Consider the following 14,983-nt stretch of genomic DNA (forward strand, 5'->3'; position numbering starts at 1 on the left):
CAAGATCACATTGATCCAAACGATCCGGTCGGTTGGGTGACTAAATGGAACATACCGTGGAAACTGGCCGATAGGCGAACGGACCGAAAGTATCCTTCAGGTAAAGACCTTCGCACCTTCCACCTGGCGAGGCTTGGCAACGCGGGGCGTCGCCGCGCCAGTGCAACGTGTTCCGCCACGGCCGGAATTTCAAATTCTCCCTAAAGCTCCCCTTCATACACTTCGCAGCGAATGGCCGGAAACCGCCGTCCGTGTCGAGCGTGGCGAACGGCCCTTACCAGTCATTCATTCTCGCAGTCAGCGCCGCGATACAGCTTCCCAAAAGCAGCCATTCGATGAGCGTAGCAATCCGTGCGACGCCAACACACTTCAGAGCGACTTCGCGTGGCTCTCCTTCTCCCGGTAGTAGGCCGTACGTTCCCCATTCATTTCAAAATAACGCAGTTCAAAAATGGGCGCCTCATGCACGACCTGACGCCAACTATTGCAGCCATATTTGGCGGGTAGTTGCGTTGGATACCGTTCGACAATCCATTTGCCAGCCTCAACCACAGGCGCCCACCCCCCGGTAGCCATCACAACGAATGCCTCTTGCAAGTCGCTCACTATGCCCGCGGCATTCCAATTCACGGTGCCATCGGGAGCAATTCCGTTGACGACCCAGTCTTCTAACTCTGCCGAGTTGAAGAAATCTGACATCACTTGCTGGGCTATGTTCATCCCGTTGGCCCACTCGCGAAGCTTTGCTAAGTTCTGGTCGATGCGGCTTTCGGCGATGACAAGGGCATCTTGCGCGCCACGGCATCCGTCCTTGCTCGAGATGTCATGCTGATCAATGAAGTGGTGAACCAACCTGTTTCGAAGGTCTACCATTTCTCTGAGTTCATGCTCTACCCGAGTAAAATCTTCGTCCGATAGGACAATTGATGTCTGCATGGCGAGCCAATTGACGTTCTCAGAAGAGTTGTTTTTCGTCTCTTCAGGAGGGTCGACCCTATCGGTAACGAAATATGATCCAAGGAGATCTCCAACCGATGCGCCCAGTGTCCTACGGCTCATGCCGTCGGTCTGCGCGGCCCGTGCCCTCTCCAAACCATGCAGCGGGCCTGAGAGCTTATGATTTGCCACCATGGCTTTGGTCAGCCGCTCATACTGCTGCAACCGTAAAAGGCATCGGCCCAGCATCCGTTGAACATCTTGCTGAAGTATTTGCAGGTCTTCTTCGTTCAACATCTTTATCTTACAATCAGATCTCTGCCCCGCCCATATAAACCATAATTCGACCCGAGACGCGATGCCATTCATCGGTCGCTCTGTAAGGTCAAAACCTCTTGATTTCAAAGGAACTTTTTGGTGCGTTTTCGGTCGGTACTTGCATGGACTCCATGATGTGCACCTGAGCGTGACGTACTCTGAACACGAATTCAAGCACCGATCTGGCCATCGGGTGTCAGGTAGGGTCTGCTTCCTGAGAGGCTCAGCAAGACGGTGCAGCAGGTCATGCGAAACACATGCTCAGGCGTCATTCATTTCCGAACGCAGCGTGCTCCAGATAGACACGCACCTGATACGGAGAAGCGGATACGACGACGATAGTGTCACCTTCTTGTGCATTTGCTGCGGAGAAGAAGTTTCCCACCCAACCGCGCCGCCGGAACATGCGCTTGGTTGCATCGATATCGGACGAGACAGGGTGCGGGCCGCCCCAATCAATGGAAAGCTCCCGATCGGCAGCCTCCGATCGATTGCGGCCTCCAATCGTATCGCGGGGAAATGCGGCGAGGAACTCTGTGAGATAGAAATGGTTGTTTCGTAGATTGCCTGAAGTGAGACGTGTTCTGCCAAGAACCATTTCTTCAGCGTTTGAAATCGGGCCCACCGCCGGTTTTTTTTGAATGCCTCTTGTCGGTTTGCCGATTAACCGGTGCTTTTTTACATTTTCAGTTGGCTTTTGGCGGACGTCCGTTGGAGTCCGCAAGACATGTGGTTCGGTGTCTGTAGCACCATGTTGTGGCACCAGGGTGCTCAACTTTTTTTGTACGTCGTGAGAAAGCGAAACCCAGCTGACAGCGCCCGACTTGTGTTCGTAGGGAACAGGTTCTTCGAGACGCACGATATCTGCCAGTTTCCACGGTATGGTCCATTTCGCCACCGTCCCAGATCTGATCATCTTTTCGGGAATTCGATGCCTATCGACGTGAGCGATCATGTCAGCCTGGCTCAGCGCGGTCCCGCAGCCAACCAGCCGGGCCAGGCCTTCGACCTGCCCGCTGCCCTTTCGAATGAGGCCGAACCAGCCTCTGACGGAGGTCGCCGTCGACCGCATCTCCCAGTCCTTTCGGCCTTCAAGGATATGGTCGATCCAAGGCTCCGCTATGACCAAACCACGCGATATTTCCATGTCTTGCCTTTCCTTCGGGTTCCTTTGGAGATTTATACTCAAGGTAGCTTTTTAGGCCCTCAGCTGTCTGGTTCGGCTGCAATCAGACGCAACGCCTTGCCACCCAGATCGCGGAAGGCGCGCTGGCGGCAGGTCAGGACGATGATCTGTAGATCGCCCGCCTGGCGGTGCAGGGCATCGAACATCCGCTCGATCCGGTCATCGTCGGTGAAGACAAGCGCATCGTCGAGGATTACCGGCGCGACCCGTCCGGCGGCGGCCAACATCCGGGCGAAGGCCAGCCGCACCAGCAGCGCCACCTGCTCCTGCGTGCCGCCCGACAGGATGTCGATCGGTTCCTCCTGGCCATCGCGGATCAGTGCATCGGGTAGTAGGGAGTCCTCGCCCCAAGTCAGTTCGGCCTCGGGCCAGAGCAATTGTAGTAGCGGCTTCAGTTCCTGCGCGATGGGGGTGAAATAGCGCTCGCGCGCCTCCGTGCGGGCGGCCTCAAGCGCCTTTTCCAGCCGCTGCAGCACCGCCACTTCATGCTCGATCCGGGCGAGGGTGGCGGTGGCCGCCGCAAGCGCCTCTTCGGTCTCGGTCAGCCGTTCCTCGACCGCGTCGCCGGAGGAACGGGTAATGCGTTCGTCGAGCCGGGCGAGGAGCGGTTTTAGGCGGGCGATCTCGTCGCGCGCGCCTTGATCGACCGAGGCGGCCCGGTTCAGCGCGGCCTCAATGCCGGCGAGGTCGGGGGCATGGCTTGCCTTTTCGGTATGGATTTTCTCGGCGACCTCCAGTGCTTCGGCCGCTTGGACCGCCTCTGAGGCCAGTGACTCTTCCGTATTCGAGCCGTATTTCGCCAATGCATCTTCGGCCCGTGTCAGGCGGTCCCTGAGAGAGGCGAGCGCAGTCTCGGCGCGGGTGGCGGCTTCGCGGGCGTCGGACACGCGGTCAGACGCGGTGTCGCGGGCAATGCGGGCTTGGTCATGGGCCGCGCGGGCAGCCTCGAGCGCGGCTTCGGCATCCTCGGGGTCGGGGGCTTCGGCGTCCTCCTCCTCCTGCGGGATTTTCGCCAGCGCCTCGCGTAGCGGGTCGATCCCGTCGGGGGCAAGGCTTTGCAGAACGGCTTTCGCCTCGCCCGCCCTGCGCTCGGCCTCAGTGCGGGCGGCGGCGGCGGAGCGAGCGGCGTCGGGATCTTCGGCGCCGATGGCGTCGAGCGCCTTCCGCAGGGCGGCGGCCGCTGCCTCGACCGTGCTGTCGTCATGGCGCGCGTCGCCGGGGCGGACCTCGAGCTCGCCGATGCCGGCGATGGTGAGCCGCGTGGCGCGGGGCAGGGGAACGGGTTGGTCGTCGGGCAGGGGCGTGTCGCCCGCGCGGATCGCGCCGGCCCGACCTTCGGCATAGCGGGCGATGATCTGTGTTGCCGTGGCGTCGCGCGCGGCGATGGCCGTGGCATGGGCGGTGGCGAGGGCTTCGATCTGTTTCAGGGTTTTTGCATCCGGGCCGGAGAGCGCGGCCGCCGTGGCGGTCTCCATCGCGTTGCGGGCCTTCTCGGCCTCGGTGATGCGTTGCTCCAGTTCCCGCCGCCGGCCGGCCCCGTCGCGGGCGGCCCGGGCGCGCAGGGCGAGGGTGCGAGCGGCCTCGGCTGAATGCAGTGCCTTCTGCGCGCTGTCCAGATCGCGCTCGGTGGCTTCCTTCGCCGCGCGCGCAGTCTCCAGCGCCGTCTTCTTGTTTCCGGCCGCCAGCTCTGCCGCCGCTGCCGCCTCGGTGGCGTCGGTTTCTTCCTTGAGTGCCTCGCGGAACCCATCGAGCCGGGCGCGTGCGTGTTTGGCGGTCAGCCGCGCCATGTCGAGTTTGCGCGCCTCGGCGTCGAGCTCCTCGGCGTGGCGTTCGGCAGCTGTATGGGCAGCGCGGGCGGCCTCGAGCTTCTTCCGCCGGCTCTCGGCCGCCGCCGGGTCCTCCAACTCGCGCAGGTCGCGGCGGGCCCGCTTGCGCTCGGCCAGCGCGCCGCGCAGGTCTTCCGCCGTCGCGGCCAGCGCGTCACGCTGTTCGGTCAGAGTATCTACCCTGTCCAGTGCGGTCTTCCACGCGCCGTTGGCATAGGGCCGACCGGTTTTGGTCGCATAGGCGGCCAGCTCCTCGCGGCATCGGGCAAGCGCGCTGTCCATCCGCCGCCCGCCGGTCATTGCCTCAACCTCCTCGCCGACCGACGACATGAGGTCGCGCCGGGCCTCGAGCGCGGCCTTCTGTTCTTTCGTCGAGCCGCCGGTCAGGTCGGTCATGCCTTGCCGCACCCAGATCAGGCCCGAGGGGCCGCCGGCATCCCCGCCCAGCAGGTCGGCGATCCACGCCTCGGCCTCGTCGGCCTGCGCGATCAACGCGTCGTCGCGGTGGACCGTCGCGGCAGGCTTCTGCAGCCACCGTTTCCTTATGGTGAAGCGTCGGCCGTCGGCCTCGATCTCGATGGTCACCTGCGGCGCGCCGCCGGCATGCGGACGCAGTGCCGTGACTTCTTTGTCGCGGGAGCCGTGGGGCTTGAAGAACAGCGCCTGGATAGCGTCGAACAGCGTCGATTTGCCCTGCTCGTTGGGCTCGCAGAGGACGTTCAGCCCGTCGCCGATCTCGCCCACGCGCACCGGATCGGTGAAGCGGCGGACATTGTCGAGGGTGATGGAGCGAATTTTCATTCCGAGGCCTCCCGGACATAGGCATAAAGACGGGCGAGCGCGTCGGCGGCGACGTCGCGATCCTGCTGCGAGAGGGAATCGGATTCGGCGTCCTCCTTCAGCATGTTGGCCGCCAGCCGCAGTGCGCCGCCCCGGTCGATCTCGTCGAGATCGGCGGACTCGTATTGCGTGCCCAGCGCATCGGTCACGAGGTCGAAATGGGCGAATTCGGGCGCGCAGTCTGTCGCGGCGCGCTCCAGGTCGGCCCGGTCGGGCAGCCCGGCCCAGCCGGTCGCCGCCACCCGCATAAGGATATCGCGCCGCCCTGATGGCGGCAGAGCGTCGATTAGCGCGGCGGCAGAATCCTGTCTTGGATGCAGGGGCAGCTCGACCTCCTGCCAAAGGAACGTGCCTGTCTCGATCTCTTCCACCTCTGGTGTGGCGCCCGGGCCTTCAAGCCCGACACAGAGGCAGACGCCCCGGCGGCCATGCTTGAAGCGGTCCTGCTCGGGCGTGCCGGAATACTGTACTCGGTCCGACACGGCCATCCGCCCGTGCCAGTCGCCCAGCGCGAGGTAATCGAGCCGCGCGCTCCGGTCGCGGTCGGGGGCGATGGCTTCGCCCGTATCGGTGAAGTCGGTCACGCCACCATGCGCCAGCCCGATCCGCATCCGGCCCTCGTCGCTGGCCATGGTCACCAGCGGCTCGGACGGATCACTCGCACCAGAGCGGAAGGCAATGGGGCAGGGCAGAAGCGTCGCCACCTCGCCCAGATCGTGCGGCGTGGCTTCCAGAAGGGCCACCACGTTGTTTGGCGCATCGCGGCAGATCGCTTCCCACAGGGGTTCGGCATCCCTCAGGTTGTCGTGGTTGCCCGGCAGAAGCCACCATGTCACTTCGGGCGCTTCGGCCATCGCGGCGAGCGCCTGCCGGATGACCGTAGCGGAGGGCGTGGCGGTGTCGAAGGTGTCGCCCGCCAGCAGCACATGCTCCGCCCCCCGATCCCGCGCTGCCTCGGCCAGACGGGCGATCGCGCCGTGCCGCGCCTCCATCAGGCGGCCGCGGATATTGCCGTCGGCCGGCTGGGGAATGTTGGCGAATTTCCGGCCGATATGAAGGTCGGAGGAATGAATGAATCGAAATGACATTGCGGCTCCTGGCAGTCTTTTTCTAATGGTTCTTTGATCGTGACATGACCTCTGTTTCAATAATCACCGCTGAGGGTGTCAAAAGATGTCATGATACTGCTATCAAGCCTCTTTCGGTTGGTTATGAGCCGAATGCAGTGCGCTTGTCGTGATTAGCAGTCTTTGAAGCAACGGTACTCCCAAAGCTCTCTTATGAGAAATTCGCATGATAATTTCGGTATTTGACGTCCTCGCGGGGCAGTTCAATGAGACTTGGTTAGGGCAATTTGTAAGCACCAAGGTCGTCTGGTTCAGGTAGAGACAGTCCGTCACGCTGGAAAAGCTCCGCCATGCATTCTGAAATATCCGAGGAACTTTTCTCGTGAGGTGGTGCTGCCATCCGGTCCGCCAGTTCTGAGAAGTCCTGTTTCGTGTCCCCCATTGGCCAGAGTGCTTGTTTTGCCAACTTGCGTTTGCGCTGCATGAGGCTTTGCAGCAGACAGTCGAAACTTTGAGATCCCAACGACGGGTGGATCGCCATGGGGACGTGTACCTGCACTGGTCTGTCCTGACCGATGCGATGAACACGGTCGTTGCACTGTTCCTCGACAGCCGGGTTCCACCATCGGGACAGGTGGATGACATGAGTAGCGGCAGTAAGCGTCAAACCTGTTCCAGCCGCCTTTGGTCCGAGGATCAGCATGTCGAAGCCGCCGTCTTTGGCCAGATGCCGCTGAAATCGGTTCACGATTTCCTGGCGCTTTGGAATTGGCGTGTCCCCGTTGATGATATCGATCCGCTCAAGCCCAAGGAAATGACGAACCAGTTCCGCAAAACGGAACTGCATGTCACGGTGCTCTATAAAGACCAGCACCCTCTCTCCGCTTGCCTTAATCTTCTTGAGAATTTGCATCGTCGCATCAAGCCGGGCACTCATTTCGACGAAGGCTTCAGGCTCAGGGATGTCCTTCATGCCAGGATGCACTGATACGGACCGTATGTGGTGCAGCATCTTCAGCGCGGCTCCTGGACCACCTTTCGCAAGTTTCTGCTGTGCCAGGTCATAGGCGTCGGCCTGAACCGCGGGCATCGCCCTTGGATGCAGAAACCTCTCCTTGCTCGGCAGGTCGCGTGCAACCTCCGATTTGAGACGACGAAGACCGAGGGGCGGATAGGACCCCTGCGCTTTGAAAATGCGCGCATGCAGCTCCGCCATATTTTCGGCATCCGGGTCTGCGTACCGTTTCTTGAATTCCGCTCCTGCGCCAAGGCAGCCTGGCGCTATGCGATCCATGATGGTCCACAAATCCATTGGTGAATTCTCGATCGGAGTGCCGGTGAGACCGATGCGGAAATCAGCGTTCATCGCCTCTGCCGCCTTGGACGCCAAGGTGTTTCGGTTCTTGATATTCTGGATCTCGTCCATGACCATGGCCGCAAAAGGAATGCGGCCCAGTGAATGCTGGTAGTTGGCGAGTGTTGTGTAGGTTGTCAGCATCCAAAAACGATGTGCGCGTCCATCCTCAATCGCCTCATCCAACCATTCAAGGTCGAGAAGCGGCAGGCCACTCGCGGTTTCGGTTCCTTGCGCATCGCGACGTTTTTGTCCTGAAAGCGAGGAACCGTAGAGCCGGATCAGCGTTCCGAAACCGCGCGGCGCAACATGCGTCTCGACTTCCTGTTCCCAGTTTCGAAGGAGAGATGTCGGGGCAACGATGAGGACCGGGCCCTTTATCCCCACATCGGTGTTTTTCATATGTTCTTTCAACCATGCGAGAAAGGCGATCGTCTGCAGTGTCTTCCCGAGGCCTTGTTCGTCCGCGTTTAGGATCCCCGGTAACCCGCTTGTCCAGGCGTCGAGCGCCCAATCGAAGCTCGCATTTTGATGCGGTCGCAACGGCGTCAAGATAGATCCGGGTAAGGCCGTGGGCTGAGATGTGGACCTTGGCTGCAGTGCCGCATGCCATGAGAGGGCCTCGAAATTGTCGAGGGTATCAAGAATGATGGGGCCTTCGGCATCCTCGGCCGTTTCGTCTTCATCGGCTTCGTTTTGGAGCTGTTTCTCTTGTCTGCGTTCAACCTCGCCAGCGATTGCAGCAAAACGAGCCGGTGTCACGTCGACCGTCTCACCCGCGATCTCTGCCGTTTGGTGAGACGGAGCCTGGAGCGCCACCTCCATATGATCGTGCAGGGCCTGCAGATCTTGGTCCGGCATGTTCCGGATAGCCTCGGCAAGACGGGCGTCGAAGACTTCCGGCAGCCACGCTGTGCCGCTGCTCTCGAAATCGGCGGGAGGCTTCCGGTAGATCGTTACCCCGGTGACGCGTTCCGAGTATTCTCGGCTCTCGATCAGCGCAGGGCCAGCTACTGCCTCAACAAGTTCTTCCTGTCCCGCCGGGTCCAGGTTCTCGAAGGCACCCTCTGCCTCGAGGTGGCGGTTCACCGCCTCGGTGATGAAGGCGCGAGGGTTCTCGACGAATGCGCGCCGCTCTTCCCGCGGCGCCTTCTGAACGCGTGCCATCTCGTCCAGCACGGGAGCCGCCCCCCGGTCGATCACGAGGTAAGAATTGTTTCCCAACTGGTAGGCAGGTCGTGCGCCTCGGCTGCGCAGTCTGTGCTGAAAGACCGCAAGAGACTCGCCGTCCAACTCGGCATCCGCTTCTGAGATGTCGTCGTCCGGCACGCCCTTTGTCGTCAAACCCTCTGTGGAGTAGGGAACAACTTCGAACTGGCCGAGCGTCCTATCCGGAGAAATCGAGAAGCGATCTGCAATACGCACCTCGAGACCACGCAGGAATGCGGTCATTGACAACCCTGCCATTTCACGGTTGTCGGGTAATTCATCTGAATGCGCGTCCTCTGGCTCGAGTGCTCGGCGAAAATCTGCAAGGGCTCGCCAATGACTTTCCATTGGCGCCGTGGCATCGAAGTCATCGGCAAGGTCGAGGGCGCGCTTCATCCATAACGGAATTCGTCTCGAGCCACGCGACGTATCAAGGATAGCCCCGGTCCGATTAACAAGTTCGCGACGCCCATGCTGGTGCCATTCGTAACGCAAGCTGAACCCGGGCTTGCCGAGGACACCCCTGACGTCAGTGGTCAGTGTCAGATCCACCACGGGCGGTAGGTTCAGTGCCTCTGCAGCCGGCGCGGACAGGCTGGCCGCTGCGTCATGTGAAATCAACAGCCGATCCGACGCAATGTCCACCTCATCGGGGTGCCGATCTTGCCAATTTCGGAGGTCGGCGACGGCAAATAGCAGTTCCCGGTCGTCAGCATTCAATTCCGTGAAAGAACGTGGTTTCTGCGAAGACATCAGCCGCGATATCAGGCCATGCCGCCGCTCCGGAAAACGGATTTCTATTTGATGCGCAGATACGGAACAGCTGGGGCGACTGTCAGACATGCTGCATTACCCATTGCGACCAGGCTGGAATAGAGTTGTGCGGTTTTGAGTTTCGCGAAGCTCTCATAATGTCGTTGCAATAATACTGCCTTTGGTAGAGCTTCGGGGCCTTCGGGTCGTCCATTCTGAAAATGTGGGTCTTGTAGCTGTGGCATCCATCCACAACAATCTTGTTGCCGATGCGCATGATCAGCAGGGAAGTGCTGCCACCCCGGTCGAGTTGACTGCCGAAGCGCCTTCCGATGTCGGTGCGCCCGCTGCGTACAAGGTGGGTCTGTGCATATCGACGCGCGGAAGATCCAAAGGCAACCCAAGCCTCGTCAATCATCTTGTCCTCGTAGAGCTGCAGCCAGAAATCTCGTCTGGGTGGCCACATGTGGTTGTCTTGGGTAGCGGTTACCATATCGCAGAAGAACTTCATGTCCTGCTTCGTCAACCATCGGAGCAGGACCTTCTTCAGATCGGGGTCGAAGCCGGACCAGATGCCGCCATTGTGCAGGCGCGGATCGTTGTAGGCGGCAATGATCGTTTCACAAAGGTCCTGCCTAAGCGTTTCCGGTGGTGTTTTCGTGCGCCAGGCGGCGAGCAACGCTTCGATCGCCGGACCGGCGCCTGTTTGAAGCGTCGCGCCGGTCGTTGGTGTCAGCCAGCGGAACATCCGCTGCCTTTCGTTTTCGTCGCGCAGCTTCGGACCGATCTTTTCAACAAAAATTTCGTGCGCGGCCTTAACAAGGCCCGGCAAATGTGGACTGGGTAACCCAATTTCTTTCAGTTTCTGGTACGGGTCATCGGCTTCCAGCATCAAGTCGGCGAGGCTGTTCGGGGCTTCTGTCGGGGTCAGAAGACCGGGCAGGGCGGCGATCAGTTTCTGCTCTCGAGGCCCAAAATCCTCGCGTCTTGTGCCGAGCGCGCGCGCGAGGGCCAAGGTATGCGGCGCGTCGCTCGAAAAACTGTCGATATAGACGCGCAATATGCCGTCAAGAAAAGCGCCGGGTGGCCTTTTCGCGGCTTCGTCGAAATAGAAATCGCGCACGATCTCGAGATCGGGTCGTGCGCATCTTTCGCTGTCGAATATCGCTATGGCGGCAGAGATGACGCGTTGCGTGGTCGTTCCAGTCCAATCCCAGTCGCGAACGTGCTTGAGCATGGCCAAAGCCAGCCTTTCGCGATCTCGATCCTCGGGCGTCCTCACGGCATCCGGCCAGCGACGCGAAACGCGTTCAACTGAACGGCGTATAGCATCCAGTGGCGGCAAGGTCCGGGACACGAGACTGACACTGCGACGGAGGTCCTCAGATGCCCTCATTCACTTGTCTCCTCGATTGACCTGAGTGCTTCCCGGATTGCCTCGATTCCATTTGTGTCCTGCGGGGTGACCATGATGAAACGCAGATCGATGCGGCGGTTCGTTGCACGGCCTTCCCGCGTCTCGTTGGTCGTTACCGGACGATCCGGGCCGTATGCCGCAACAGATAAAACAGGCTGTTGCTTCAGGTTGCGATGTTCCATGATCCCGGGAGTTGAACCCGTCATCGCGAAGAACGTCGTATTTGCCCGCGCGGCAGAGAGCGTTCTGTTAAATCTGTCGCTTCCGACGCTGTCCGTGTGCCCCTCGATCTGCACCGCCTCGACCATTACGAAGCCCGGATTGCAGTTTTCTGAAAATTCAGATGCACCGCCCAACGTGAAACAGGGTAAGACCTCGTCGAGGCGCTCCGCAAGCCTTGCCACGATGGCTTCCCGTGCCGGTGTCAGCGTGGACCGACCGGACTCGAAGAGCCCTTCGCCTTGGAAACGCAGCGCGTCGCTTTCCTCGCTCAGTTCGACCTCAAGTTCGGGGAAATCTGCAAGGATTGCATCGCGCAACCGCCTTAGGATATCGCGCCTTTCTTGAGCAACGCGGGCAAGGTAAGCCTCGAGCGGATCGACCTGTTGCAGCCTCTCGAGTTCCTCTTCGAGACGCTGAATCTCCCTGTCCTTCTCGACGATCTGCACCTGCAACCGTTGCAATTGCTGGAGAAGGTCGTCGATACGGTCTTTGAGGGATTGGACTTCGCGATTGAGATCTTCGATGTCTGCTCTCGCGCTCGCCAGATCATGGGTAAGGCGGTCACGCTCTTCAATAAGGGCATCGCGCTCACGCCGCAGATCGGTGATCTGACTTTCAAGGTGAACGACACGCGTTTCAAGATCCTCGGCCAAGCTGCGCCATTCGTCGCGCTCTGTGACCACTTGGTCATATGCGTCTCGCGATACCGCATCCTGATCCATTATTTGGCTGGCGAAGAAGGCCAGCAGGATCATCATGATGAAGAGGAAACCGACTGTCATGTCCGTCATGGACACGAAAGCGCTTTCTTCTTCTTCCTCGTGCGAGACGCGCTTGGCCTGTGCTCTCATGCCTTACGCCTTTGCTGTGCGGGCATGAAGCTCTCGGCCTGTTCCACGACGCTTTTCAAGGTGTCAATTCCCGGTGCCAGTGTATCGCGCATTTGGCTGACATGGTCCTGAGCAGAGCCAAGTGCCGCGTCAAGCTGAGCATTGTATTGCTGCAAGGCCCGCCCGAGCATTTCATCGATCTGATCAAGTTTCTCCGCCTCTTCGGAGAGTTGAGCCAAGGCAGCGCGTGTTGCTTCGAGCGCATTTCGAATTCCGTCGCGCTCTGTTCCCAGTGCTGTCTGCGCGGTATCAAGAACATGCGCTGCATTTTCGGCCACTGACGCCGAATTCTGCATCAGTGTTTCGGAAACGGTGTCAACAGTTTCTCCCAGCCTACGAAGACCGCTTTCGATACGCTCATGGGATGCGCGGAGGGGCTCCGCGGCTGAGGTCATCTCCCGGCTTGAGTTTCGGAAACCCTCCGAGGCACCCGAGATCGCTTGCGCCCCATCTGACAGGCCTTGTGCCGCAGAGCGTGCGCCCGATGCTCCTTGCTGGATGGAATCTGCCATTTCTTGTAGTTGTGTGCCGACGATCTCGAGCTTTGACAGGAGTTCGGTGCCAATCGTCCCGCCCATTTCTGTCCCAAGGCGCGCAATATCTTGACTTGTCTTGTCGAAGCTCTCGAGCAGGTTCTTGCCCGCACCCTCGATTGCGGAGCTTGCCTCTGATGTGCTTTGCGCCATGCGTTGGCGTGCGGCCTCGGCACTCTCGGCGCTCGCATCCGCAAGTGTCTCGCGGAAACCGTCTGCGGCCTTGCGCATGTCGTCTGCGGCCGTCCGCATGGCCTCGGCGCTTTGACCGGTATTGTCGCGGATCCCTGTGAGGGTTTCGTTCATGACGGAAAGGAGACGCTCGGCGCCCTCGTTCATGGCATCAGATGCGGTTCGGCCGCTGTTGGTAACTTCATTGCGCATTTCAGAAACCGCGGAGGCCATCTGTTCGAGGGCCGTCTCGAGGCCTTGGCCCGCCTGAGCGTTGCTTTTGTCCATGCGCTCGACCATGAGCCCAATTCGGTCGGTGGCTTCGCCAAGTGACTCGCTGGCGCGTGTCAGGGCATTTCCAACGGATTGCGACAGTTGAGTTGAAAGGTCGCCTACCAAACCTTCCATGTTTGAAGTTCCCATGGAGCTGACGCGATCGAAGATCGGGTCCATACGCTCGGCAATGGCCCCGGTGATCCGGTCCGGCAGTGCTTCCAAGGGCTTCTGCAACTCGGCGACCATGCCCATCCCGATCTCTCGAAGATGCTCACGCTGCTCTGTCGCTGCACGTAGTTGACGAAACCCGATATCCTCGAGGCTGACAAAAACGAGACGGCGCTCGATGCCGATGCACAATCTGTGGAGGGCTCGATCCAGGGTGTTGATGCGCTTGCGAAGGAGAACAGTAAAGATGATCGAGCAAAACAGACCTGCGAGCGACATAATGAATTTCGCCGAGGCGATCTGCATGAACCCCTGCATCGCCACGTCCATCCCTGCACCGGCACCTGCCATCGATTGTGAGAACTGGTGAAGCGCAGCCACAAGCCCCAGAAAGGTCAGGAACAAGCCAAGAGAAACGAATGTGTTGGGGAGAATGCGATAGAGACCCGGACCAAAGCCTAAATCCTCAATATTCATAAAAGACGCCGGCCGGATAGAATTTCTGAGTTTGAGCGGTCCATCTACATCGTCTGGAACAATAGTTTCGCTGAATTCGTCCCATGCCTCCCATAGCGCAGCCCAATTGGCATTTGACTTGGATTTCTCATGGACGCGGTTGCGGAAGCTTGAATAATTTTTTGCGAAATCATCAATTCCGTCATTCTCGCGAACCATGCGGTCCATCTCGAGAATAACTTTTCTCTGCCGACCTGTTCGGATGATAAAGGAAACGCAGAATACCAAAAGTGCAAAGACCAGTATTGTAGCAATAACGCCTGGTCTGCTTTCCGACAGCGTCAGAAATTCCGCAAGATGGATGATTAGATCTTTCGCCGATCCACCAACCCACTCCGTGTACGAGCCGATCGTAGTAGCAATATCGGGCTGTTCCAAGGCTCTCTCCTACTGCGAGTCACTTAACTCTTTGAGTTGTTACCCCACGCTATTGACGGGCGGAAGGCTCCGCAACCATCTGAAAAATCTGCGTGAGTGAAACACCTCTGGTTGCGTAGAGCTCCCACCGCTTTGGCCGATCATAGAAGCAAGTCGGCATGTCGCTCGGCGCTGAGAAATCTACAAATGCCATCAACTCACGCCTCGATTACTGGATACATCGGCACGCCCCAGTCGGTTCGCGGCGCATCCATCATTAGATCGACCATCACCGGAACAACATTCCGGAGGATCGCTGCGCCGTCTCGTAGTTGGTCGCGATTGGTTCCAGAATTCCACGTTGCTCCGCCATGGATAAGCTGGTTACGTAGAACATACAGACGGTCGAACAGCATGGAGAGAACCTTGACCGTATCCCTTCGGCCAAGGGCGTCGTGGAACCGTCGCCGAGCTTGTTTGAACCGTTCGTCCCAATTTTGCGCCTCGGGGTCGCAGTGGTGATATCTCCAGAACGGTGCAAAGACGTAGCGATTTTCGAGGAAGAGTCTGATCGGACCGGGAAAAGTTGACCAGACAATTCCGTAAAGGCGCCCTTCAGTGTCGAGTTGCTGAAGCCGCAGAAAAAAGGTTTCAAAGTCGTCGCGAGCACCAAAAACAGATCGTTCGCCGCCATAGGCGGCGTTGAACGCGATCCAGTAGAATAAGAATGCGGCACCGGGATCTTCGCTTTCCTTCTCGGCGCGGCCGATCCAGCTGATGGCGCGGTGAATGCGCAAGGAAAAGTCTTGGGGCCAATTTTCGCGCTGTGCGCGCTGGCGAGCCTTGAGCGTATGGAATTCAGGCGCGTGATCTGTCATTAGCTGTCCTATCGGGTCTTAACGTGGTGGGGGTCGTCGAATGTTTCCGTGAGCAGGTGTTTCAGC

Annotated in this window: 9 protein-coding genes; all 9 read right to left on the bottom strand. The window is 59.4% G+C overall.

Translation table 11 applies throughout. From position 1 onward, the window contains the following. Positions 1-369: 369 nt before the first annotated feature. Positions 370-1,233 carry an OST-HTH/LOTUS domain-containing protein gene (locus D6850_RS04935; protein WP_121165127.1) on the bottom strand — a complete coding sequence of 288 codons (864 nt, stop codon included), beginning with the start codon at positions 1,231-1,233 and terminating at the stop codon, positions 370-372. 289 nt (positions 1,234-1,522) lie between these two features. After that, positions 1,523-2,401, bottom strand: coding sequence for an ASCH domain-containing protein (locus D6850_RS19245; RefSeq protein ID WP_147438858.1), 879 nt, complete (start codon positions 2,399-2,401; stop codon positions 1,523-1,525). A 59-nt stretch (positions 2,402-2,460) separates the two neighbouring features. After that, complete coding sequence (locus D6850_RS04940; protein WP_121164319.1) at positions 2,461-5,067, bottom strand: AAA family ATPase; 2,607 nt, start codon at positions 5,065-5,067, stop codon at positions 2,461-2,463. Continuing rightward, positions 5,064-6,194: a metallophosphoesterase family protein gene (locus D6850_RS04945; protein ID WP_121164321.1), complete on the bottom strand. Its 1,131-nt coding sequence runs from the start codon at positions 6,192-6,194 to the stop codon at positions 5,064-5,066. The genes D6850_RS04940 and D6850_RS04945 overlap by 4 nt, the downstream gene beginning before the upstream one ends. A 256-nt stretch (positions 6,195-6,450) precedes the next feature. Further along, positions 6,451-9,489, bottom strand: coding sequence for a DEAD/DEAH box helicase (locus tag D6850_RS04950; protein WP_245964096.1), 3,039 nt, complete (start codon positions 9,487-9,489; stop codon positions 6,451-6,453). An 82-nt stretch (positions 9,490-9,571) separates the two neighbouring features. After that, positions 9,572-10,885, bottom strand: coding sequence for an EH signature domain-containing protein (locus tag D6850_RS04955; protein ID WP_121164325.1), 1,314 nt, complete (start codon positions 10,883-10,885; stop codon positions 9,572-9,574). Next, a complete protein-coding gene (locus D6850_RS04960; RefSeq protein WP_121164327.1) occupies positions 10,882-11,979 on the bottom strand; it encodes an OmpA family protein in 1,098 nt (365 codons plus the stop codon). Before D6850_RS04960 ends, D6850_RS04955 begins: the two co-directional genes overlap by 4 nt. Continuing rightward, a complete protein-coding gene (locus D6850_RS19250; protein WP_147438859.1) occupies positions 11,976-14,060 on the bottom strand; it encodes a hypothetical protein in 2,085 nt (694 codons plus the stop codon). The genes D6850_RS04960 and D6850_RS19250 overlap by 4 nt, the downstream gene beginning before the upstream one ends. A gap of 197 nt (positions 14,061-14,257) precedes the next feature. Further along, on the bottom strand, positions 14,258-14,917 hold the full coding sequence (locus D6850_RS04970; protein ID WP_166433988.1) for a HEPN domain-containing protein: 660 nt from the start codon (positions 14,915-14,917) through the stop codon (positions 14,258-14,260). Between the last annotated feature and the right edge of the window lie 66 nt (positions 14,918-14,983).

The sequence above is a fragment of the Roseovarius spongiae genome (assembly GCF_003651245.1).
GTDB classification, from domain to species: Bacteria; Pseudomonadota; Alphaproteobacteria; order Rhodobacterales; family Rhodobacteraceae; genus Roseovarius; species Roseovarius spongiae.